Here is a 23,099-nt window from a genome sequence, read left to right on the forward strand (position 1 = left end):
CGGCCAGCGGCGGGCGGAAAAGCCCCGCCCGTCGCTGGGTTCAGGAGCGTTTCAGGACAGGCAGCCCTCGTCGCGCAGCAGCGACTCGACCTCGGCCGGTGGCACCTCGCTCCAGGTGAAGGCCTGGCCGGGGGCACGCAGCAGCACGAAGCGCATCCGCCCCTCCCGCACCTTCTTGTCCTTGCGCATCCGCGCCATCAGCCGTTCCACCGGAAAGCGCCGCGGCAGCTCCGCGAGCCGCGCCGGCAGCCCCACCGCCGCCAGATGCGCTTCCACCCGCCCCGGCAGCCCCGCCTCGCAGAAGCCGAGCCGCGCCGAAAGCCGGGCGGCGAGGCCCAAGCCCAGCGCCACTGCCTCGCCATGCAGCAGCGAGCCGTCATAGCCGCATTCGGCTTCCACCGCGTGGCCGAAGGTGTGGCCCAGATTGAGCAGGGCGCGGCCGCCCTCGGCGCTTTCCTCGCGCTCATCGGCGGCGACCACGGCGGATTTCAGCCGGCAGCTTTCCAGCACGGCATGGCGCAGCGCGGCCGCGTCACCGGCCACGGCGCGCGCGCCCTCCGCCTCGCACCAGTCCCAGAGCGGGCCTTGCAGAAGCCCGTGCTTGGCGACCTCCGCATAGCCGGCCCGCAACTCGCGGGGCGACAGGGTGGCCAGCACGCCGGTATCGGCCAGCACGATGCGCGGCTGCCAGAAGGCGCCGGCCAGGTTCTTGCCGGAGGCGAGGTTGATGCCGGTCTTGCCGCCCACGGAACTGTCCACCTGCGCCAGCAGCGTGGTCGGCACCTGCACGAAGGGCAGGCCGCGCAGCGCCGAGGCGGCGACAAAACCCGCGAGGTCGCCCACCACGCCGCCGCCCAGCGCCACCACGGCGGTGTTGCGGTCGATGCCGGCCGCCAGCAGCTCCTCCAGCACGCGGCCGAAGGAGGCGAGGCTCTTGCTGCCCTCGCCGGGCGGGATGGTCAGGCTGGCGCCGATCGTGAAGCCCGCCGCCTCCAGCCCGCCACGCAGCGCCGGCAGGTGCAGCGCCGCAACCGAGGCATCGCTGATGATGGCGACGCGCCGGCCCGGCAGGGCGCCGGACAGCAGGCCGCCGGCGCGCTCCAGCAGGTGCTCGCCCACCACCACGTCATATTCGCGCCCGGACAGCGCCACCGGCAGCCGGGCAGGGGCCGAGAAGCCCTCGATCGCCCGCTGCACGCGCGCGGTGGTGTCCTCGGGCGATTCGTCGCAGCAATCCACGGTCAGGTCAGCCTCGGCATAGATGGGATGGCGAGCGGCTCTCAGCCGCTGCAGCACGGCTTCCGGGTCCTGCTGCAGGAACAGCGGCCGGGTCGCGCGGTTCGAGACGCGCGGCAGCAGCAACGGGATCTCCACCCGCAGCCACACCGTCAGCGCGCCCGATTCGCGGATCGCGCGGCGTGTTTCCGGGTCCACATAGGCGCCGCCGCCGGTGGCCAGCACCAGGGGCGGGCCGGCCAGCAGGCGGGCGATGACGCGGCGCTCGCCCTCGCGGAAATGCGGCTCGCCATAGCGGGCGAAGATCTCGGTGATCGGCAGGCCGGCGGCGGCCTCGATCTCCAGGTCGGCGTCATGGAAGGGCAGGCCGAGCATCTGCGCCAGCCGCTTGCCCACCGAGGACTTGCCGGCGCCCGGCAGGCCGATCAGCACGATGGAGCGCCCGATTCCCGTGCCGGCACGGGGCGTCGCCGGCGCCATTTCAGGCGTGGCGGGAAGGGGAGGCACGGAGGCCGCGGAGGCGGCCGGCGGAGGGATGGGGAAGTCGAGGTTGCGTGACACGGGGGCGGAAGCTAGCACATCACGCTCAGCGCGCGAGGATGCTCCAAACTCCCATGTTCCGCCGTCCCCTGTTCCTGTTGATCCTGGTTCTGCTGGTCGCCCTGCTGGGCGGATTGCTGGTGATGGCGGCCTTTCCGCCTGCGGTGACGCCGCAGCCGGTGGAGCGCGCCTTGCCCAACGAGCGCTTCAACACGCGCTGACGGCGGCGGGGAGGCCAAAGGGAAGGGCCAGCGGCATGGACCGCCACCTTGAGGCATTTCTGGAAATGCTGGCCGCCGAGCGTGGCGCCGCCCGCAACACGCTGGCCGCCTATGCCGCCGATCTCGGCGACCTGGCGGCGTTCCTGCGCGAGCGGGAGCCGCGCGGCCTGGCCGCGGCCTCGGCCGATTCGCTGCGCGCCTATCTGGCCCGGCTGGCGGAGGAAGGGCTTTCCGCCCGCACCGCGGCGCGGCGCCTTTCGGCCATGCGGCAATTCTTCCGCTTCCTGGCGCGGGAAGGCGTGCGCCCGGATGACCCGACCGAGTTGCTGGACAGCCCCCGCCAGGGCAAGTCGCTGCCCAAGGCATTGCGCACCGCCGAGGTGACGGCGCTGCTGGAAGCGGCGGCGCGGCTGCCGGGCCGGCGCGGCCCGCTGACGGCGGCGGTGCTGGAGCTGCTTTATTGCTCCGGCCTGCGCGCTTCCGAGCTGGTGGAGCTGCCGGCCAACGCGCTGGCGCAGGACGAGGCGCTGGTGATGGTGCGGGGAAAGGGCAACAAGGACCGGCTGGTGCCGATTTCCGGCCGGGCCCGTGCCGCGGTGCTGGCCTTGCGGGACCCGAAGAAGCCGACCCGCTGGCTGTTCCCTTCCTATGGCGCTTCCGGCCATCTGACGCGGCAAAGCCTGGTGCTGCTGGTGAAGCAGGCGGCGCTGGAGGCGGGCATCGACCCCGCGCGGGTCAGCCCGCATGTGCTGCGCCATTCCTTTGCCAGCCACCTCCTTGAAGGCGGCGCCGATCTGCGCGCGCTGCAGATGCTGCTGGGCCATGCCGACATTGCCACCACGCAGATCTATACCCGCGTGCTGGAGGAAAGGCTGCGCGAGCTGGTGGAAACGCATCACCCGCTGGCATGACAATCCCCGCCGGCCCGTGACAGGATGGGCCGGGCTGCCACCAGCGGAGATCGCGCATCATGCTCACCGGACGTTGCCATTGCGGCGCCATCCAGTACGAGATGCCGGAAGCGGAGGTGCTGCACCACGCCCTCTGCCATTGCGGCGATTGCCGGCGCCATGCGGGGGCGCCGATGGTGGGCTGGGCGATGGTGCCGGCGCGGCACCTGAAGGTGACCGGCACGGCCAGGGTGTACCGCTCCTCCGAGCATGGCAGGCGGTCCTTTTGCGCCGATTGCGGCACCGGCCTGTTCTACGTGAACGAGGCGACGCTGCCCGGCATGGTCGATGTGCAGTCCGGCACGCTGGACGACCCCGCCGCCCTGAAGCCCGGCGCGCAGATCCAGGTCGCGGAGCGCCTGCCCTGGATGGACGGGCTGGACGATCTGCCGGCCTTTCAGCGCTATCCTGGCTGAGGCGGGGGCCGCGGCCCCCCTGGTCTTGACGCCGCGCCTGCGCTAGGCCACGCGCTTTCCGCGCCCAGGCTGCGACCGGGTGCCGCCAAAGACGGGATCGCGATGCGCCACTTCCTGGATTTCGAAAAGCCGCTTGCCGAACTGGAAGGCAAGATCGAGGAGCTGCGCCGCACCACCGACGCCGGCGGCATCGACGTCGCCGAGGAAGTGGGCAAGCTGTCCGACAAGGCCGAGAAGCTGCTGCAGGCGACCTATGCCAAGCTGACGCCCTGGCAGAAGACCCAGGTGGCCCGCCATCCCGACCGGCCCAAATGCCTCACCTATGTGGAGGAGCTGATCGAGGGGTTCATCCCCCTGGCCGGCGACCGCGCCTTCGCCGATGACGCGGCAGTGGTGGGCGGCATGGGCCGGTTCCGCGGCCAGGCCGTGATGGTGCTGGGCACCGAGAAGGGCACCGACACCGACAGCCGCATCAAGCATAATTTCGGTTCCGCCAAGCCGGAAGGCTACCGCAAGGCGCGCCGCCTGATCGAGCTGGCCGGCCGCTTCGGGCTGCCGATCCTGTCCTTCGTGGACACCGCCGGCGCCTTTCCCGGCGTCGAGGCCGAGGCGCGCGGCCAGGCCGAGGCCATCGCCCGGTCCATCGAAGCCTGCCTCGACGTGCCGGTGCCCTTTGTCGCCACCATCATCGGAGAGGGCGGATCGGGCGGCGCCATCGCGCTGGCCGCCGCCGACCGGGTGCTGATGCTGGAACACTCGATCTATTCGGTGATCAGCCCCGAGGGCTGCGCCTCCATCCTGTGGCGCGACGCCGCGCAGGCGCCCACGGCGGCCGACGCGCTGAAATTGACGGCGCAGGACCTGTCCCGCCTGTCGCTGGTCGATGGCGTGGTGCCGGAGCCGCTGGGCGGCGCGCACCGGGACCCGGCCGCCACGGTCAAGGCGGTGGGCGACAAGGTCTGGGCCTCGCTGGAGCCGCTGCTGGCGCTCGATGGCGGCACGCTGAAGGCGCATCGCCGCGAGAAGTTCCTGGAGATGGGCCGCTCCGGCGTGGTGTGAACGCGGCGGGACGAACGCTGCCGGGCTCTGCCGCCGTCATCCCGCGTGGTGGAGTCGGACCAGGTCGGAACCTTGGCCCGCGCCGCGCATCCGCGGCGTGGTGTTCCGTTCAGCTCCGGTAGGAGCCGTTGATGTCGATGTAGCCGTGGGTGAGATCGCAGGTCCAGGCGGTGGCCTTGCCGCGGCCGAGGCCGATATCCACCGCGATCTCGATCTCGCGCCCCTTCATGTGCGCCACCACCGGCCCTTCGTCATAGCCGGGGACCACCCCGCCATCCTTCGCCATCCAGGTGCCGCCCACCGCGACGGACAGCCTGTCGCGGTCCGCCGGCTCGCCCGCCTTGCCGACGGCCATGACGATGCGGCCCCAGTTCGCGTCCTCGCCGGCGATGGCAGTCTTGACCAGGGGCGAATTCGCGATGGCCATGGCGATCTTCTGCGCCGAGCGGGCCGTGGTGGCGCCGGTCACGTCGATGCGCACCAGCTTCTGCGCGCCCTCGCCATCGCGCACCACCTGCAGGGCGAGGTCGAGCAACAGCTCGTTCAGCGCGCGCTGGAAGTCCTTCAGCATCGGGCCGCCTTCCGCCGGGACGCGCGGGTGCTTCGCCTGGCCGGTGGCGAAGACCAGCACGGTGTCGCTGGTGGAGGTGTCCGAATCCACCGTGGTGCGGTTGAAGCTGGCATCCACGCCCTTCTTCAGCATGGCCTGGAGGGCGGCTGCCGGGATCTTGGCATCGGTGGCGATGAAGCAGAGCATCGTCGCCATGTCCGGCGCCACCATGCCGCTGCCCTTGGCGATGCCGGCGATGGTCACCTCCGCGTCACCGATCACCGCGGTGCGGACGCAGCCCTTGGGGAAGGTGTCGGTGGTCATGATGCCACGCGCGGCCTCGGCCCAGCCTTCCGCCGACAGCTTGCCATGCAGCGCGGGCAGGGCGGCCGTCAGCTTCTCATGCGGCAGGGTTTCGCCGATCACGCCGGTGGAGGCCAGGAACACTTCCCTGGGCTTGCAGCCGACCAGGGCGGCGGCGGCATCGGCGGTGGCCTTCACCGCGTCCCGTCCCGGCTTGCCGGTGAACACGTTGGCGTTGCCGGCATTCACCACCAGGGCGCGGGCGCGGCCGGATTTCAGCGCGGCGCGGCACCAATCCACCGGCGCGCCGGGGCACTTGTTGCGCGTGAACACGCCGGCCACCGTGGTGCCGGGCGCGAACTCCATCAGGGTCAGGTCGTTGCGGCCCTTGTATCGGATGCCCGCCGCCGCCACGCCGAGCGCCACCCCGGCGACCGCCGGCAGCGCCGGAAGCTCCTGGGCGAGGGGAGAGACAGGCAGGTCCTTGGCCATCAACGGCATCCTCTGGGCTTGAGCGCCGCAGCGATACCGCAAAGCGGGAAAGGTGGGGAGGGGGCTCGGCGCCCGCCCCCACCTTTCGGTCAGGGGCGGGTGGCGGGGGCGGCGGGCTCCGCCTCGCGCGGGGAGCCGTCCATGTTGAAGCGCTCGATCCTGGCGGTGGCCTGGTACTTCTCCACCGCCTCGTTCACCGCTTCCTCGAAGGCGGCCTGCCGGAGCTGGCCTTGCGCTTCCTCGAAGGTGGGAACGGGCGCGCTGCGGCGCTCCTCCACCTTGATGACATGCCAGCCGAAGGCGGTCTTCACCGGTGCCGCGCTGATCTCGCCCGCCTTCAGCGCGAAGGCCGCCTCGGCGAATTCAGGGACCATGTCGCCGCGCTTGAAGAAGCCCAGATCGCCGCCCTGTTCCGTGCCGGGGCCGGTGGAGCGCTGCTTGGCGATGGCGGCGAAGTCGGCCTTCGGCTTGCGGGCCTCGGCCAGGGCGGCGCGCGCCTCCTCCTCGGTCTTCACCAGGATGTGGCGGGCATGCACCTCTTCCTCGCCCGGCTTGCCGGCGATCTCGGTGTCGTAGCGCTTGCGCAACGCTTCATCCGTCAGGGCCGGGGCCACGGCGCGGCGCAGCAGGGCCTGCTGCAACTGCTCCTCCTCGGCCCGGCGCATGGCCTCCTTCACCACCGGGTCCTGGTCCAGCTTCTCGGCGCGGGCGGCGGACACGATCGCCTTCTGGGCCACCAGCTGGTCCACCACCAGGGGGAACAGCATGGGGCCCGGTGCGCCGCGCAATTCGGGCGGCAGGCTTTGCACGGCGGCCTGCACATCGGCCAGGCGGATTTCCTCGCCATTCACCCGCGCCACCACGGGGTTCTCGGCGGGCGCCGGATTCGCGGCGGCCGGGGCGGGCGCCGGCGTCGGGACGCCCGGCGAGGTCGGAGCCGGCGCCTGGGCCAGAACGGGCGCCGCGCCCATCAGGAACGGCAGCACCAGGGCGGAAAGGGAAAGTCGGGTCGAACGCATGGGGCGGCATATGCCTTCACAGGGACCGCCTGCAAGATGGCCGGGCCGGAAAGCTGCCGCAACCGGCTGTCCGTACCGAAAGGTGACAGGCTGGCCGCTTGAAGGAGGCGGGGTTCACCCTTATCAACGACAATGAATAGCCATAACGCCTAAATCACCGTCAGGAATGCTTCCGACATGTCCAAGATCCACGTTATTCACGAGAATCCGGCTTGGCTGCCGCCTCTGGCCGAGGCTTTCGACCGCGCCGGCCTGCCCTGGGCGGAGCTGGACCTGTCGCGCGGCACCTTCGACTTGGCCTCCGTGCCGCCGCAGGGCGTGTTCTACAACCGCATGAGCGCGTCCTCCCACACCCGTGGCCACCGCTATTCGGCGGAACTGACGGCGGGCGTGCTGGCCTGGCTGACCCGGCATGGCCGCCGCGTGGTGAACGGCCCGCGCGCCCTGGACCTGGAAATCTCCAAGGTGCGGCAATATGCCGCGCTGGAGGCCGTCGGCCTGCCGGTGCCGCGCACGGTTATGGTGCAGGACGAGCCGGCTGCGGTGGTGGAGGCGGCGCGGCGGCATTTCGCCCCCGGCCCGGTGATCCTGAAGCCGAACCGCGGCGGCAAGGGGCTGGGCGTGCGGCTGTTCCCCTCGACGGAGGCGCTGGCGGCCTATTTCGACAGCGCCCCGGCCGATGAGGCGCCGGTGGACGGCATCTGGCTGCTGCAGGACTATGTGCGGGCGCCACGCCCGGTGATCACCCGCGCCGAATTCGTCGGCGGCCGCTTCGTGTATGCCGTGGAGGTGGACACCACCGCCGGCTTCGAGCTGTGCCCGGCCGATGTTTGCGCCGTGGGCGATGCCTTCTGCCCCGTGGGAGAGCAGGTGGGAGAACAGGCGGGCGAGCAGCCGCCGGCTCCGGCGCCGCGCTTCTCCATCATCCCCGAGGGGATCGAGGCCCCGCTGCGCGGCCGGCTGGAAGCGTTCCTGGCCACCGCCGGGGTGGATGTGGCGGGGGTGGAGTTCATCCGCGACGCCAACGGCAATCCCCTGGTCTATGACGTGAATACCAACACCAACTACAATGCGGGGGCGGAGGAGGCCGCGGGCCTGGCCGGCACGGTGCGCTCCGGCCCCGGCGCCCTGGCGGCCTATCTGGCCGAGGAACTGGGCCGCGCAGCGCGCCTGGCGGCCTGAGCCGCAAGGGGGGCGGTGGCAACGCCCCCTTTTTCTTCCAGGCGTTGAGCCCCGGTTTCGTTGACCCTGGCCCGGTCGGCGCCTATCTGTTGCGGCCAAAGCATCCTGCCGCCTGCCGTGGCCAATCTTGCATGACCCGGCGTGCCGCGCACAGGCTTCGCCCTCCGCCCTTCCGGGCGATTCGGCAGGTCTGGCGGGGCGGGGCGGCCTTCGGAGATCGTTCCAGCCCCATGTTCGCCCGCCTCGCCCGCGCCGTCTTCGGCTCCGCCAATGACCGCATGCTGAAGCAGTTCCGCGCCCGGCTGCCGGCGATCGCCGGCTTCGAGGAAGGGCTCGCCGCCCTGTCGGATGCCGATCTGCAGGCGCAGACCCCCAAGCTGCGCGCCCGGCTGGAGGCCGGCGAAAGCCTGGACGACCTGCTGCCGGAAGCCTTCGCCACGGCGCGGGAAGCCTCGAAGCGCGTGCTCGGCATGCGGCATTTCGACGTGCAGATGATCGGCGGCCAGGTGCTGCATTCGGGGCGCATCGCCGAGATGAAGACCGGCGAGGGCAAGACCCTGGTGGCGACGCTGGCGGTCTATCTCAACGCCCTGTCCGGCAAGGGCGTCCATGTGGTCACGGTGAACGACTACCTGGCCACCCGCGACAGCGAGCAGATGGGGCGGCTGTACAACTTCCTGGGCCTGTCCTGCGGCGTCATCGTCCATGGCCTGACCGACACCGAGCGCCGCGACGCCTATGCCTGCGACATCACCTACGGCACCAACAACGAGTTCGGCTTCGACTACCTGCGCGACAACATGAAGTACCGGCTGGACGAGATGGTCCAGCGGCCCTTCAACTTCGCCATCGTCGACGAGGTGGACAGCATCCTGGTGGATGAGGCGCGCACGCCGCTGATCATCTCCGGCCCCGCCGAGGACAGCTCCGACCTGTACCGTCAGGTGGATTCCGTGGTGGCCGAACTGGTGCGCGACAAGTCCACCTACGACAAGGACGAGAAGCAGCGCACCGCCTCGCTGACCGAAAGCGGCACGGCGACGGTTGAGCAGATGCTGCAGCAGGCGGGGCTGCTGAAGGAAGGCAACCTTTACGACTTCCACAACGTGACGCTGGTGCACCACGTCAACCAGAGCCTGCGCGCCCACACGCTGTTCGCGCGCGACGTTGACTACATCGTCAACCGCGAAGGCAAGCTCATCATCATCGATGAGTTCACCGGCCGCATGATGGAAGGCCGCCGCTACTCGGAAGGGCTGCACCAGGCGCTGGAAGCCAAGGAGCATGTGGAGATCCAGCCGGAGAACCAGACGCTCGCCTCCATCACCTTCCAGAACTATTTCCGCCTCTACCCGAAGCTGGCCGGCATGACCGGCACCGCCGCGACCGAGGCGGATGAGTTCGCCGAGATCTACAAGCTGGAAGTGGTGGAGATCCCGACCAACGTGCCGGTGATCCGCCAGGACAGCGATGACGAGGTGTACCGCTCCGCGATGGAGAAATACGCCGCCGTCGCCGCGCTGGTGAAGGAGGCGCAGGCGCGCAGCCAGCCGGTGCTGGTCGGCACCACCTCGATCGAGAAGTCGGAGCTGATCAGCTCCCTGCTGCAAAAGGAGGGCGTGCCGCACAAGGTGCTGAACGCGCGCTACCACGAGCAGGAAGCGGGCATCATCGCCCAGGCCGGGCGCCCTGGCGCCGTCACCATCGCCACCAACATGGCCGGCCGCGGCACCGACATCAAACTCGGCGGCAATGCCGAGATGCTGGCGCAGCAGAGCGTCGGCGGGGCGCATGAGGGTCCGGAATACGAGACCGCGCTGGAGCGCTTCCGCGAGGAGGTGCGGCGCGACGAGCAGGTGGTGAAGCAGGCCGGTGGCCTGTTCGTCATCGGCACGGAGCGGCATGAATCGCGGCGCATCGATAACCAGTTGCGCGGCCGCTCCGGCCGGCAGGGCGATCCGGGCGCCTCGCGCTTCTTCCTGAGCCTGGAAGACGACCTGATGCGCATCTTCGGCTCCGACCGGATGGGCGGCATGCTGGAGAAGCTCGGCCTCAAGGAAGGCGAGGCCATCATCCACCCCTGGATCAACCGGGCGCTGGAGAAGGCGCAGAAGAAGGTCGAGGCGCGCAACTTCGACACGCGCAAGAACCTGCTGAAATATGACGACGTCATGAACGACCAGCGCAAGGAGGTGTATGCCCAGCGCCGGACCTTCATGACCGCGGCCGACGTGTCCGAGACGGTCGAGGAGATGCGGCGCGAAACCATCCAGTCCATGGTGGCCCGCGCCATTCCCGAGAATGCCTATCCCGAACAGTGGGACACCGCCGGGCTGGAGAACGCGGTGCGCGAGCAGTTCGGCCTTGACCTGCCGGTGCAGGACTGGGCGCGCGAGGAAGGCATCGACGAGGTGCAGGTGCGCGAGCGCATCGAGCGGGCGGCGGAACAGGCGGCCGCCTCGCGCGCCGCCAATATCGGCCCCGAATTCATGCGCATGATCGAGAAAAGCGTGCTGTTGCAGGTGTTCGACGCGGTGTGGAAGGAGCACCTGCTGGCGCTCGACCATCTGCGCCAGGGTATCGGCCTGCGCGCCTATGGCCAGCGCGACCCGCTGAACGAATACAAGAGCGAAGCCTTCAACCTGTTCAACACCATGCTGGACGAGCTGCGGGAACGCGTGACCTCCCTGCTGCTGCGCATCGAGCTGGCGCCGAACTCGCCGCCGCCGCTGCCCGAGCCGGTGATGGTGTCCGACATGCGCCATCCCGACCCGGATGGCGGGCTGACCGAGCCTGGTCCGGGCGGCGGCGGTTGGGACCACGCCCCGGCCGGCGGCGCCTTCGCTCCGGCGCTGGCGCGCCCGGTGGATGGCGTGGACGCGCAGGACCCTTCCACCTGGCACCGCACGCCGCGCAACGCCGCCTGCCCCTGCGGCTCGGGCAAGAAGTACAAGCACTGCCACGGCCGGGACGTCTGAGACGCCCGCCACGCGGAAGGCCGGCAGCCGGGGGCGCGCCGCCCCCGGGTTTTTCCTTACCCGGCCGACGCCATGCCGGCTTCGTGCCGTTCCAGCCAGCCATTCACGGCGCTGGTGAGCGCCCGGCAAAGCTGGGCGCGGTAGGCGGCCCGGTTCAGCGATGCCTCGTCCCGCCGGTCGCTCAGAAAGCCCATCTCCACCAGCACGGACGGGATTTCCGGTGCCTTCAGCACGGCGAAGGCGGCCTGCCGGTGGGTGTTGGGCAGCAAGGTGACGCTGCGCCCCAGGGAATCCACCGCGAACTGCGCCAGCCGGGCGGAGCCGATCTTGGTTTCCTGCCGCACCAGCGAGAACAGGATGCGTTCCACCTCGGGCGAAACCGGCGGCAGCTTCAGCCCGCCCGCCGCGTCGGCGTTGTTCTGGGTTTGCGCCAGCCTGGCCGACAGCGCGTCCGAGGCGCGGTCGGACAAGGTGTAGACGCTGGCCCCGCGCGCCCCCGGCGCGGAATCGGCATGCAGCGAGATGAACAGCGTGGCGCCGCGCTTGCGGGCGAACTCCACCCGGCCATCCAGCGGAATGAACACGTCGCGGGAGCGGGTCAGCATGACGCGGCAGCGCCCGCCGGCCTCCAGCTGCCGCTTCAGCTCGGTCGCGGCGGCCAGGGTGATGCGCTTTTCCTGGGTGCCGCGCACGCCGATGGTGCCGGGGTCCTTGCCGCCATGGCCGGGGTCCAGCACCACCAGGGGGCGGTTCCCCGGCGCGGATGCGGCGGCCGGCCTGCCGGCGGCGGTGGCGCCGCCGACGCGGCCCGACAGCCCCGACCGCGCCAGGTTGGCATAGCCGGACATGCCGCCCGGCGCGATCTCCAGCACCAGCGTGCCGCCCTGGCTGCTGGCGCGCACATCCACCGCGCCGGTCAGGTCGATGACCAGCTGGCGGCCATCCCAGCGCGCCCCGGCCACCGGCCCGGCGCCGGACAGCCGCGTGGCGGCGCGCCACGTGTTGCCAGGCAGGCTGAGCAGCAGCCGCGCCGGGCGCAGCAGGGCGGAAAGCCGCCATTCCGCACCCTGGCCCAGCGCCAGGCTCAGCCGCGCGGCGCGGCCGTCACGGACCAGGCGCGCGCTGGTGACCGCGGCTTCGGCGCCGGCGATGAATGACAAGGTGGCAGCCAGGCCGAGGCCGGCGCGCAGCAGCTGGCGGCGGGCCGGCATCGGGCCGGGCGAAGCGGGCCCGGACGGATCGGACATGGTGCGGCATCCCCCAAACGCATCCGCGGCGCCGATGGGCAGTTTCCCCCCCTGGCCTGGCGGCGCCGCAATGATCGTCAACCCATGATTGCACGACAAAACGCGTGCCCACCAGCCTTCAGGGCCGGTCCATGGGTGCGAAAACCCGGCTCTATCATGGCTTTGCCGTCGGATCACGGCATTACTTCATGTAACGACTGAGCACAGCAATCGCTTGTGGAAGGGCAGGGGGGCGCTTATGGTGCCTTGCCCCGGCGGCGAACCCGCTGGTGGAGATTCCGGGCGCGGCCGCCCGGCCTGTTCGGCCTTGCCAGATCCCTGGCGGGCCGCGGCACGGTGCGGCCCGGAAAACTGGCAATGGGATGCCGCCTCATGGATCGGGGCCGCTCCCGGCTTCGCCAGGGTTCCGATGCCTGCTCCGCCGGTCTGGATCTCATGGCGCGGATGGTGGCGCGGACCTTGTCCGCCGCCCCGGACCCGTGCCTGCCGCTGGCCCGTTCCTGTTCGTTCCGCGTCGCGCATGCGATGCCGGGCAGGTTTCCGGGGCCTGCGCGCGGCGCGCCCAACTTCGGGCTCTCCGACCCTGGGTGATCCCCCGGGCAGGGCCCGCCGAGATGAGAAGGTCGGAACCAGAGCCGCATGGCATGCCATCCGCCACGCCGCCTGCGCGACCCCGCTGCCTCGGGCCTCCCCAACCATGACCGCCACAGGAAGCGCGACCGCGCCCGTGGCCTGGAGCATCCCGGTTCATGACCAAGCGCATGCTGATCGATGCATCCCACAGCGAGGAAACCCGCGTGGTGGTGCTGGACGGCAACCGGCTCGAAGAATTCGACGTCGAAACCGAGAACAAGAAGCCGCTGAAGGGCAACATCTATCTGGCCAAGGTGGTCCGGGTCGAGCCCAGCCTGCAGGCCGCGTTTGTTGAATATGGCGGCAACCGCCACGGCTTCCTCGCCTTTGGCGAGATCCACCCCGATTACTACCAGATCCCCGTCGCCGACCGCGAGAAGCTGCTCGCCCTTCAGGCCCAGGAGGCCGACGAGGACGAGGACGAGGACGAGGTCAGCGACGCCGAGGCCGAGGCGATGGCCGAGGCCATCGAGCGTTTCGCCGATGCGGACCCCCGCGCCGCCGCGCCGCAGCCCGAGGCAGCGTCCGGGGCCCCGGCCGAAGCCGGCCCGCCTTCCACCTTCAGCGAGTCCCACGAGCCCGAGCATCCCCGCAGCGTCGATCCCGACCAGGTGACGCCGCGCTCGCAGCCCATGGCGGCGGCGGATGAAAGCCGCTCGGCCACGCCCGAGGAGCTGGGCGGCTCCGACCTGCCGCCGAATGGCGATGACGAGGATGAGGAGGAAGGCCCGCCGCCCGAGACGATCGGTGGCCGCGGCCGCTCCGAGAACGGCGACTCCGACGACCGCGCCGAGCGCCGCATCCCTCCGCGCTTCCTGCGCCACTACAAGATCCAGGAAGTGATCCGCCGCCGGCAGATCATGCTGGTGCAGGTCGTGAAGGAGGAGCGCGGCAACAAGGGCGCTGCGCTGACCACCTATATCAGCCTCGCCGGCCGCTTCTCCGTGCTGATGCCGAACTCGCCCAAGGGCGGCGGCATCTCCCGCAAGATCACCTCCGTCGCCGACCGCAAGCGCCTGCGCGAGGTGATCCAGGACCTGCGCATGCCGCGTGGCATGAGCATGATCGTCCGCACCGCCGGCGCAGGCCGCCCGAAGCCCGAGATCCGGCGCGATTGCGAATACCTGCTGCAGCTCTGGGACGACATCCGCGAGCGCACGCTGCAATCCACCGCCCCCGCCCTGATCTATGAGGAGGCGGACCTCATCAAGCGCTCGATCCGGGACGTGTTCGGCTCCGGCATCGAGGACATCCAGATCGAGGGCGAGGACGCCTTCCGCCAGGCGCGCGACTTCATGCGGATGCTGATGCCGCAGAACGAGCGCAAGATCCGCCTGTATCGCGACGCGAGCGTGCCGCTGTTCGCCCGCCATGGCGTGGACAGCCAGCTCGACGCCATGATGTCGCCCACGGTGCAGCTGAAGTCGGGCGGCTACCTCGTCATCAACCAGACCGAGGCGCTGGTCGCCATCGACGTGAACTCGGGCCGCGCCACGCGTGACCGCCACATCGAGGACACCGCGCTGCGCACCAATCTGGAGGCCGCCGACGAGGTGGCGCGCCAGCTGCGCCTGCGCGATCTCGCCGGCCTGATCGTGATCGACTTCATCGACATGGAGTCGTCGCGCCACGATGCCCAGGTGGAGCGCCGGCTGAAGGAAGCGCTGAAGCACGACCGCGCCCGCATCCAGGTCGGCCGCATCAGCCATTTCGGCCTGCTGGAGATGAGCCGCCAGCGGCTGCGCCCCTCCCTCACCGAGCATTCCTTCATCACCTGCGCGCATTGCCAGGGCCTCGGCATCGTGCGCAGCCCGGAAAGCGCCGCCCTGCAGGTGCTGCGCCAGATCGAGGAGGAGGGCGCCAAGCGCCGCGCCGCCGAGATCTGCGTGCACATCGCGCCGGACCTGGCCATCCACCTCCTGAACCGCCGCCGCGACCGCCTGTCGGAGATCGAGGCCCGCTACAACATGGCGGTGCAGTTCCGCACCGACGATTCGCTGTTGGGCCCGGCGATCCGCATCGAGCGCCTGCGGGCCCAGACGGTGGTGGAAGCCCCTTCGGGCCCTGCCGCCCTGCGCATGGATTACGCGCCGGAAGCCGAGCAGGAGGAAGTCGCCGTCGCCGTGCCGGAAGCGCCGCTGGAGGCCGAGGCCGAGGTGAGCGGCGAGGCGCCGGCCGCCAATGGCGAGCCTCCCGCCGAGGGCGAGGCCAAGGGGGATGAGCGCGGCGATGGCCGCCGCCGCCGCCGCCGCCGCCGCCGCCGTGGCGGGCGCCGTGAGGACGGCCTGCCGCAGCAGGACGCCGCCAACGAAGGCGACGAGAATGGCGAGGACGAGGAAGCGGACGAGACGGACGCGCCCGACATGGCCGCGGCCACCGACGCCGTGCCGGTTTCGCCGCAGCCTTCCCCGCGGGAGGAGGAGCGCCGCGAGGGCGGGGAAGGCGAACGTGGCCTTCGCCGCCGCAGCCGCCGCGGCAATCGCCGTCGCCCCTGGGAGGCCGAGGCGCAGGGCGAGGTGGAGGCGCCCGCCGCCGCCCGCTATGCCGGCCCGACCCCGGCCGATCCGTTCGGCGGCACGCTGGAGGATATCTTCGACGCCATGGCCGCGGCCGAGGAAGCCGCGGAGCAGCCGCCTGCAACGCCGCCCAGCCTGCCGCCCGTGAGCGCCGAGGTGGCGCCGGTGCTGCCGGTGAGCGGCACGCCGGCCGAGGCTGATCCGATGGCGCCCGCTGTCGAGGTCGCGGCCACGCCGGTGCAGCCGGAACTGCCGGTGGAGGAGGCGCCCCAGGCCCCGGCCGAGGCGGTTTCCCAGCCGGCAGCCGATCCAGAAGCGGCCCCCGAGGATGCGCCCGCCAAGCCGCGTCGCACCCGCGCCACGCGCAGCAAGAAGGCGGCCGAGGCCCCGGCGGATGCCGCTGCCGAGGGCGTGGCGGAAGCCAAGCCGCGCCGCACGCGCAGCAAGAAGGCCGCGGCCGAGGCGGTTCCCGCCGAAGTCGAGGCGGAGGCCGCTGCGGAGCCGGCGCCCGCGCCGAAGCCGCGCCGCACGCGCAGCAAGAAGGCCGCGGAACCGGTGGCCGCCGCCGCTGAGGCCGTGGCTGCGCCAGTCGAACCGGCGCCCGAACCCGCGGCTGCGCCCGTGCCGCCGCCGGTGGCGGAGGATGCGGTGGTGGCTGGCGCGCCGGAGCCTGTGGCGGACCCCGCCCTGGCGGCGCCGGCCGAGCCCGTCGCCTCCGCGCCGGTGCAGCCGGTGCTGATCGACGCCGCGCCGGATGCGCCCAAGAAGCGTGGTTGGTGGAAGCGCTGATCCCGGCCTCATGGTTTCCGGCCCCGCGGCATCCGTCGCGGGGCCGGGTTTTTCACGACACGGCCCGGTGCTTGCTGGCATGACGATCGATTTCCAACCGCTTCGCACGGAACGGCTGACCTTGCGCCCGCTGCGGGCTGAAGACGCCGCGGAGCTGCATCGCCTGATCAATGACTGGGAAGTGGTGCGCAACCTGTCCCGCTTGCCCTTTCCTTATCCGCGCGAGCTGGCGGATGAGTGGATTGCCTCGACCCACAAGCAGATCGCCGAGGGCACGGCCTGGCATCTGGCGATTGTTGGCCAGGATGGCGACACCGAGGTGCTGGTGGGCTGCGTCGGCCTGACCCGCGTGCCGGATACGCGCCGCGCCGAGCTGGGCTACTGGGTCGGCCGCCGCTTCTGGGGCCATGGCGTGGCGACCGAGGCCGCAGGGCGGCTGTCGCGCTGGGCCCTCGCCAATCTCGACCTGGATTGCATCTTCGCCAAGGCGCTGGTGGAGAATGAACGCTCGGCCGCCGTGCTGCGCCGCGTCGGGCTGGTTGAGGCCGGCCGTGGCGAGGCCGAGTTCCGCGCCCGTGGCGGCGTGCTGCCGGTGCTGCATTTCGAGGCCGGGCGCGAGGATCTGACCGCGCCGCCGCCGCTGCCTGAGCCTGTGGTGTCCACCGCCAGCGCCCTGCCGCCTGGGGCCAAGCCGTTGCTGATGGTGACCGCCTGCGCGCTGGTGGACCCCGATGGCCGCGTGCTGCTGGCCCGCCGGCCGGAAGGCAAGCCGATGGCCGGGCTGTGGGAGTTTCCGGGCGGTAAGCTCGATCCCGGCGAAACGCCGGAACAGGGGCTGATCCGCGAGCTGAAGGAGGAGCTGGACATCGATGTCTCGGCCGCTTGCCTCGCTCCCTTCACCTTCGCCAGCCATGATGCCGGCGCCTTCCATCTGCTGATGCCGCTGTATCTGTGCCGGCGCTGGGAAGGCACGGTGCGGGCGACGGAAGGGCAGGCCCTGGCCTGGGTGCGGCCGAACAAGCTGTCGGACTACGCCATGCCGCCGGCGGACAAGCCGCTGGTGGCGCTGCTGCGGGATTTCCTCTGATCTCATCCCCGGCCATGTTGCTGGCCACTTCCGCTGCGGCGCGGCGGGCGTAGTATTCTCCCTCTCCTGGAGGATCACCGCGCCATGCCGAACCCGACCGCCTGCCTGCTCATCATCGGCAACGAGGTGCTGTCGGGGCGCACCCAGGACGCCAACCTGAAGTTCATCGCCACCCGGCTGGGCGAGATCGGCATCCCGCTGCGCGAGGTGCGCGTCATTCCCGATGTGCGGGACACCATCATCGAGACGGTGAACGCGGTCCGCGCCCGCTTCGATTACGTGTTCACCACGGGCGGCATCGGCCCGACGCATGACGACATCACCGCCGAATGCATCGCCGCCGCCTTCGGCCTGCCCTGGGAGCCGCACCCCGAGGCCTGGGCGTTGCTGGAGGCGAGCTACGCCCGCCGCGACCCGCCGGCCGAGTTCAATGCCGCGCGCCAGCGCATGGCCACCATGCCGCGTGGCGCCACGCTGATCGACAATCCGGTTTCCGTGGCGCCGGGCTTCATCATCGGCAATGTGCATGTGATGGCCGGCGTGCCGCGCATCATGCAGGCGATGTTCGAGGGGCTGGTGCCGAAGCTGGCGGGCGGCACGCCCGTGCAGTCCCTGGCCGTGCACGCCCATGGGCTGATGGAAGGGCAATTGGCCGAAGGGCTCGCCGCGATCCAGGCGCGGCATCCGGAGGTGGATATCGGCTCCTATCCTTATTACCGGCCGGAAGGGAACGGCGTGGCGCTGGTGGCCAAGGGCACCGAGCGTGCGGCGCTGGAAGCCGTGGCGGCGGCGATGGCGGAGCTGATCGCCAGCCTCGGCTTCACGCCGGTCCAGGGCGAGCCGGGATAGCCGCGGCCCGCCGCGCCGCCATTCAGCCGGCGGCCACCTCGTCCGGGGTCAGGAAGCGGGCCAGGCGCACGGCGGTGTGGCCGCGCATGGTGCGCGGGCTCGGCATCACCAGCAGGCAATCGTCATGCGGCGTGCGGATCTCCGACTCGCCATCCCGCGCCAGCAGCGTGCCGGCTTCCCGGATCACCTCGCCGCCCTGAAAGGGGTGCAGGAAGGTGAAGCAATGGGTGCCGGCGACCACCGTGCGCGTCACCTCGGCCAGGCGTGGCGGAGGGGAGGGGCTGGCCGGCGCGTCATCAAAACAGCCGCTTTCCCGCAGCAGGGCGGTGGCGCAGCCCTGCAACGTGTCCAGCGTGGCGTGGCGCCAATGCTGGCCGCCTTCCACCAGGATCGCGGTGCGGCTTCCATCCGGCTCGCTGAAGGCGGGCCGGTCGATCAGCCGCATCCCGGTGCCATGCCCTTCATCCGCCACCACCAGCGGCGGCATGCCGAGGCGCGCCGCCAGCCGCATCGCCCGCCGCGGGCGCCCGGTGATGATCAGCGGATCGGATGGCCACAGCATGGAATGCAGGTCGAGCAGCAGGTCGGCGCTTTCCAGCAGGGGCAACAATTCCCGCGCCCGCTCCAGCTCGACGCCCCGGCGCGGGCCTTTCAGCACGCGGTCGCTCCAGACCCGGTTCATGTCCTCGTCGATGAAGCGGCTGAGGGTCGGCTCGGCCGGGTCGAACCGGGCAAAGGCGGCAGGGTTGGCGAAAACCAGCGTCAGGCGCCCCCGCGTGGGCCGCAGCCCAGCCTCCAGCCAGCGCGCCAGCACGATGGCGCCGGCATATTCATTGCCATGGACCAGGCTGACCAGGGCGACATGCGGCCCGGGCGCGGCGGCTTCGAAGCTCCAGGCGCCGGGCAGCACATTGCCCCCTAGCCAGGGGCGGAGGTCGGGCGGCGCCAGTTCCAGGGGAAAGCGCGGCAGGACGCCCGAGAAGCTCACCGGGCGGCCGCCCTGGCTGTTGCGGTGCCGTGCCGTGTGTCGTCTTCGCGCGCCGCCCGCATCCTCGCTCCTTGTCCCACCGCAACATCCTACCGCCGGGGACGGGTTGGGCAACTGGGGCTCAGCCCGGCTTCCGCCGCGCCTCGGCGACCAGCGCCTTCAGGGTGGCGAGGTCCACCGCGCCCGGCACCAGCGTGCCGCCGATCACCAGGGCGGGGGTGCCCTCGATGGACAAGGCGCGCGCCAGGTCCAGGTTCGATCGCAGCTTCGCCTCCGTTGCCGGATCGGCCATGTCCCGCTGCATCTGCGCCCAGTCCAGCCCGGCGCGCGCGGCCTCGGCCTGCAGCACCGCCTCGGTGGGCTCGCCGCGCAACCGCATCAGCGCGTCCTGCAGCGGCAGGTATTTGTTCTGGCGCTGCGCCGCCAGCAGGGCGCGGCTGGCGGTGACGCTGGCGGCGCCGAGTACCGGCAGGTCCTTCAGCACCAGCCGGATGCCTTCATCCTCGCGCAACAGCGACTCCAGTGTCGGGTGCAGCACTTTGCAATAGCCGCAGCGGACATCGAAGAACTCCACAATGGTGACGTCGCCGCGCGGATTGCCCTTCACGGGGTCGGCGGGGTCCTCCAGCAGGGCGGCGCGATGCGCGGCGATGGCGCTGCGCTGGCTGCTTTCCCGGTCCTGCTGCTGCGCCTGCTGCATGGCGGCCACCGCGTCGCGCAGAATGGTAGGGTCGCGCTTCAGGGCATCCCGCACCACCTCCACCACCTCCGCCCGCTGCTGCGGGCTCAGCGGCTGGGCCATCGCCGGCGAGGCGAGCGGCAATGCGAGGGCGGCCAGCAGGAGTGGCGTGCACCAGGGGCGCGGGGCGCTCGGCATGGCGGCCGCCAGGCGGGTCAGGGTCATGCGGGGCTCCTTCAGCGCGGCGGCAGGCGCGCCGCCTGCCCGGATGCAAGGTTGTGGGCCATCATGGACGCCGCGCCAAGCCGCCGGGCCCCGGACGCGGCTGGGGAGGGGCGGGCACGCGCAATGGTTGCCGCTGCCGCCGAAGGCGTCTATGGCCGATGCCGGCGGCCGCCGAACCGTCCGGCCGCAGCCATTCCGCCAGGGTGCCCGCGCGCCCCGTGGCCGCCGCATCGGAGAACAGAAGGCCAGCATGACCAGCCTCCCGCCGAACCGGGCCCCACGGGCCAGCTATCCTGGCCTCCATTCCCGGCGCCCGGGCGCCCTGTTCGCGACGGCCCTGATGCTGGGGCTGGCCGGCTGCGGCGCGGTGACCGGCAGCGGTGGCCCCCCGGAAGGCACGCCCGGCCATGTGCGCGGCTATTTCGGCGCGGTGGTGGCCGATGAGCCGCGGGCCGCGCTGGTGGCACGTGACGTGCTGTCGGGGGGTGGCACGGCGGTGGACGCGGCGGTGGCCAGCGGCTTCGCCATGGCGGTGACGCTGCCTTCCCGCACCGGCCTGGGCGGCGGCGGCGCATGCCTGATCTTCAACCGCCAGCGCAACAGCACGGAAGCGCTGCTGTTCCCCGCCAATGCGCCGGCCCATGGCGGCACCGGCGCGGCCGACCGGCCGGCGGCGGTGCCGATGCTGGCGCGCGGCCTGTTCGCCCTGCACACCCGCAACCCGCGCCGGCCCTTCAACGAGCTGATCGCCCCGGCGGAGCAACTGGCCCGCTTCGGCACCACCGTTTCCCGCGTCCTGGCGCAGGACCTCGCCGCCGTGGCGGGGCCGCTGCTGGCCGATCCGGGCGCCGCCGCCATCTTCGCCAACCCGGCCACCGGCGCTCCGGTTGCCGAAGGGGAACGGCTGGTGCAGGCCGATCTCGCCGGAACCCTGGCGGCGCTGCGCATTTCCGGCGTCGGCGACATGCATGTCGGCGCCCTGGCCCGCCGCGTGGAGGAAGTGTCGCGCCGCGCCGGCGGCCCGCTGACGGTCGAGGATCTGCGCGCCGCGGTGCCCGCCGTGGTGCAGCCCATCCAGCTGCGGCTCGGCACCGATACCCTTTCCTTCCTGCCGACGCCGGCCGATGGGGGGCTGGCCGGCGCCGCGGCATTCCAGGCGCTGCAATCCGGGGCCGGCGTCGATGCCGCCTCGCAGCAGGGCCTCGCCGTGTCCCGCGCCTGGCGGGAACAGGGCGGCGACCCGCAGGCGCTGCTGGCCAGTGCGCCGGCCTTGTCGGGCGGCGTGCCGGCCCTGCCGGCCTCGACCTCGCTCGCCATTCTCGACCGGGAAGGCAATGCGGTGAGCTGCGCCTTTACCCTGAACAACCTGTTCGGCACGGGGCGGGTGCTGCCGCAGCTCGGCTACCTGCCCGCGGCCGCCCCGAACCGGGGCCGGGTGGAGCCGCCCCTGCTGGCCGCCGCCATCGCCCACAACACCAATCTGCGCGCTTTCCGCTATGCCGGCACCGGCACTGGCCAGGCCGCGGCGCCGATCGCCCTGGCCCAGCCCATGGCCGCCGTGCTGCTGAACCGCCGCTCTCCGGCCGAGGCGGTGGCAGCGGTGCCCGAGCCGGGCCGCGCCAATGTCATCAGCTGCGCCCGCTACCTGCCGGGCGAAAGCAGCCAGTGCGTTCCGGTGGCCGATCCGCGCGGCGCCGGCCTCGCGGTGAGCGGCGGCCAATAGGCCGCGCAACAGCAGGAAAGGCCCGACCATGCTGAAGACCGGACGGGGCGCCAATGCCCCAGCCTTTCTGGTGATGGATGTGATCGCCGCCGCCAATGCCGCGGCGGCCGCGCTGCCGGCCGGGTCGCCGGGCATCCTGCGCATGGAGGTGGGGCAGCCTTCCACCGGCGCCCCGCGCGGCGCGGCCGAGGCCGCCATCCGTGCCCTGCAGGCGGGGGCGCCCATGGGCTACACGGAAGCGCTCGGGCTGGCTTCCCTGCGCAGCCGGATCAGCCGGCATTACGCGGAGAAATACGGCGCCGACATTCCCGCGCGGCGGATCGCGGTGACGGTGGGCGCCTCGGGCGCGTTTCCGCTGGCCTTCCTGGCGGCCTTCGACCCCGGCGACCGGATCGCCATGGCGGCGCCCTTCTACCCGCCCTATGCCAACATCCTGACCGGCCTCGGCATGCATCCGGTGCTGCTGCCCTGCGATGCCTCCACCCGGTTCCAGCCGACCCTGGCCATGCTGGAAAGGCTGGACCCGCTGCCGGACGGGCTGATCATCGCTTCCCCCTGCAATCCCGCCGGCACCATGCTGTCGCCGGAGGAGCTTGCCGCCATCGCCGCCTGGTGCCACGCCAACGGCGTGCGGCTGATCTCGGACGAGATCTATCACGGCCTGTCCTATGGCATGGCCGAAAGCACGGCGGCGGCGTTCAGCGACAGCGCCGTGGTGGTGAACAGCTTCTCCAAATATTTCTCCATGACCGGCTGGCGCATCGGCTGGCTGGTGCTGCCGGAGGACCTGCTGCGCCCCGTGGAATGCCTGGCGCAGAACCTGTTCATCTCCGCCCCGCATGTGGCGCAGGTGGCGGCGGAGGCCGCCTTCGACTGCACCGATGAACTGGAGGCCAACAAAGCCGCCTATGCCCGCAACCGCGACCTGCTTCTGGCGGGCCTGCCGGCGGCGGGGCTGGACCGGCTGGCGGCGGCGGATGGCGCCTTCTACCTTTGGGCGGATGTTTCGGCGCTGACCAATGACAGCGTCGATTTCGCGGCCCGCATGCTGGCCGAGGCCGGCATCGCCGCGACCCCTGGCGTCGATTTCGACCGCGAGCGGGGCCGCCGCTTCCTGCGCCTGTCCTATTGCGGCGCCGAGGCTTCCATGGCCGAGGCGCCGGATCGCCTCCGCCGCTGGCTGGGGCGCTGAGGCGGATCATCACGGCCACTGCCGGTTGAGTCGCTTCGGCGAGCGCCGCAACCCAGGCGCCGCAACCTCGGCGCCGCTGGGCGATTGACAGGGGGAACAGCCACCATCAGGGAAGGCGCCCGATGTCCGGCCCGCAACCCAAGCCGCCGCGCGAAACCAGGTGCGATAGGGCTTCCACCCCGCTGCCGCGCTTCCTGGCATGGCGGCCCTTCCAGGAACCGTCCG

Annotated in this window: 17 protein-coding genes; 11 read left to right on the forward strand and 6 right to left on the reverse strand. The window is 71.5% G+C overall.

Going from position 1 to position 23,099, the window contains the following annotated elements:
* Positions 1 to 51: 51 nt before the first annotated feature.
* A complete protein-coding gene (aroB, locus tag F0Q34_RS02190; protein ID WP_174241987.1) occupies positions 52 to 1,716 on the reverse strand; it encodes a 3-dehydroquinate synthase in 1,665 nt (554 codons plus the stop codon).
* Between the two features lie 134 nt (positions 1,717 to 1,850).
* Here aroB and F0Q34_RS22010 point away from each other — a divergent pair, with 134 nt between their 5' ends.
* From F0Q34_RS22010 to F0Q34_RS02205, 4 genes are all read left to right on the forward strand, one after another.
* A complete protein-coding gene (locus F0Q34_RS22010; protein ID WP_174241967.1) occupies positions 1,851 to 1,997 on the forward strand; it encodes a hypothetical protein in 147 nt (48 codons plus the stop codon).
* A 35-nt stretch (positions 1,998 to 2,032) separates the two neighbouring features.
* Positions 2,033 to 2,908, forward strand: coding sequence for a site-specific tyrosine recombinase XerD (locus tag F0Q34_RS02195; protein WP_149810481.1), 876 nt, complete (start codon positions 2,033 to 2,035; stop codon positions 2,906 to 2,908).
* A gap of 59 nt (positions 2,909 to 2,967) precedes the next feature.
* Positions 2,968 to 3,363, forward strand: a complete 396-nt coding sequence (locus F0Q34_RS02200; RefSeq protein ID WP_149810482.1) for a GFA family protein — start codon at positions 2,968 to 2,970, stop codon at positions 3,361 to 3,363.
* A 102-nt stretch (positions 3,364 to 3,465) separates the two neighbouring features.
* Positions 3,466 to 4,422: an acetyl-CoA carboxylase carboxyltransferase subunit alpha gene (locus tag F0Q34_RS02205; protein WP_149810483.1), complete on the forward strand. Its 957-nt coding sequence runs from the start codon at positions 3,466 to 3,468 to the stop codon at positions 4,420 to 4,422.
* Positions 4,423 to 4,531: 109 nt separating this feature from the next.
* Here F0Q34_RS02205 and argJ read toward each other — a convergent pair whose 3' ends face one another.
* Entirely contained in the window at positions 4,532 to 5,767 is a 1,236-nt protein-coding gene (argJ, locus tag F0Q34_RS02210) for a bifunctional glutamate N-acetyltransferase/amino-acid acetyltransferase ArgJ (protein ID WP_149810484.1), read from the reverse strand.
* 89 nt (positions 5,768 to 5,856) lie between these two features.
* Complete coding sequence (locus F0Q34_RS02215) at positions 5,857 to 6,786, reverse strand: peptidylprolyl isomerase (protein ID WP_149810485.1); 930 nt, start codon at positions 6,784 to 6,786, stop codon at positions 5,857 to 5,859.
* 177 nt (positions 6,787 to 6,963) lie between these two features.
* On the opposite strand from F0Q34_RS02215, the gene F0Q34_RS02220 reads away from it, so the two are divergent.
* Positions 6,964 to 7,968, forward strand: coding sequence for an ATP-grasp domain-containing protein (locus F0Q34_RS02220; protein WP_149810486.1), 1,005 nt, complete (start codon positions 6,964 to 6,966; stop codon positions 7,966 to 7,968).
* Positions 7,969 to 8,198: 230 nt separating this feature from the next.
* Complete coding sequence (gene secA / locus F0Q34_RS02225; protein ID WP_149810487.1) at positions 8,199 to 10,946, forward strand: preprotein translocase subunit SecA; 2,748 nt, start codon at positions 8,199 to 8,201, stop codon at positions 10,944 to 10,946.
* Positions 10,947 to 11,002: 56 nt separating this feature from the next.
* Here the strand turns inward: secA and F0Q34_RS02230 are convergent, their stop codons facing one another.
* A complete protein-coding gene (locus tag F0Q34_RS02230; protein ID WP_241665270.1) occupies positions 11,003 to 12,193 on the reverse strand; it encodes an N-acetylmuramoyl-L-alanine amidase family protein in 1,191 nt (396 codons plus the stop codon).
* 749 nt (positions 12,194 to 12,942) lie between these two features.
* Here F0Q34_RS02230 and F0Q34_RS02235 point away from each other — a divergent pair.
* From F0Q34_RS02235 to F0Q34_RS02245, 3 genes are all read left to right on the forward strand, one after another.
* Positions 12,943 to 16,131: a ribonuclease E/G gene (locus tag F0Q34_RS02235; protein WP_149810488.1), complete on the forward strand. Its 3,189-nt coding sequence runs from the start codon at positions 12,943 to 12,945 to the stop codon at positions 16,129 to 16,131.
* Positions 16,132 to 16,210: 79 nt separating this feature from the next.
* Positions 16,211 to 17,218, forward strand: a complete 1,008-nt coding sequence (locus F0Q34_RS02240; protein ID WP_149810489.1) for a bifunctional GNAT family N-acetyltransferase/(deoxy)nucleoside triphosphate pyrophosphohydrolase — start codon at positions 16,211 to 16,213, stop codon at positions 17,216 to 17,218.
* 84 nt (positions 17,219 to 17,302) lie between these two features.
* The gene (locus tag F0Q34_RS02245; RefSeq protein ID WP_149810490.1) at positions 17,303 to 18,067 is read left to right on the forward strand and encodes a competence/damage-inducible protein A; all 765 of its coding nucleotides are present in this window, start codon (positions 17,303 to 17,305) and stop codon (positions 18,065 to 18,067) included.
* A 22-nt stretch (positions 18,068 to 18,089) separates the two neighbouring features.
* Here the strand turns inward: F0Q34_RS02245 and F0Q34_RS02250 are convergent, their stop codons facing one another.
* On the reverse strand, positions 18,090 to 19,055 hold the full coding sequence (locus F0Q34_RS02250) for a M14 family metallopeptidase (protein WP_149810491.1): 966 nt from the start codon (positions 19,053 to 19,055) through the stop codon (positions 18,090 to 18,092).
* Between the two features lie 121 nt (positions 19,056 to 19,176).
* Positions 19,177 to 19,959, reverse strand: a complete 783-nt coding sequence (locus tag F0Q34_RS02255; protein WP_241665271.1) for a DsbA family protein — start codon at positions 19,957 to 19,959, stop codon at positions 19,177 to 19,179.
* Positions 19,960 to 20,209: 250 nt separating this feature from the next.
* Here F0Q34_RS02255 and F0Q34_RS02260 point away from each other — a divergent pair, with 250 nt between their 5' ends.
* Together F0Q34_RS02260 and F0Q34_RS02265 are read left to right on the forward strand one after the other, a co-directional pair.
* Entirely contained in the window at positions 20,210 to 21,682 is a 1,473-nt protein-coding gene (locus tag F0Q34_RS02260; protein WP_149810492.1) for a gamma-glutamyltransferase, read from the forward strand.
* 28 nt (positions 21,683 to 21,710) lie between these two features.
* Positions 21,711 to 22,874 carry a pyridoxal phosphate-dependent aminotransferase gene (locus F0Q34_RS02265; RefSeq protein WP_149810493.1) on the forward strand — a complete coding sequence of 388 codons (1,164 nt, stop codon included), beginning with the start codon at positions 21,711 to 21,713 and terminating at the stop codon, positions 22,872 to 22,874.
* Positions 22,875 to 23,099: the final 225 nt, after the last annotated feature.

The organism is Teichococcus oryzae, from assembly GCF_008386565.1.
GTDB lineage: Bacteria > Pseudomonadota > Alphaproteobacteria > Acetobacterales > Acetobacteraceae > Pseudoroseomonas > Pseudoroseomonas oryzae.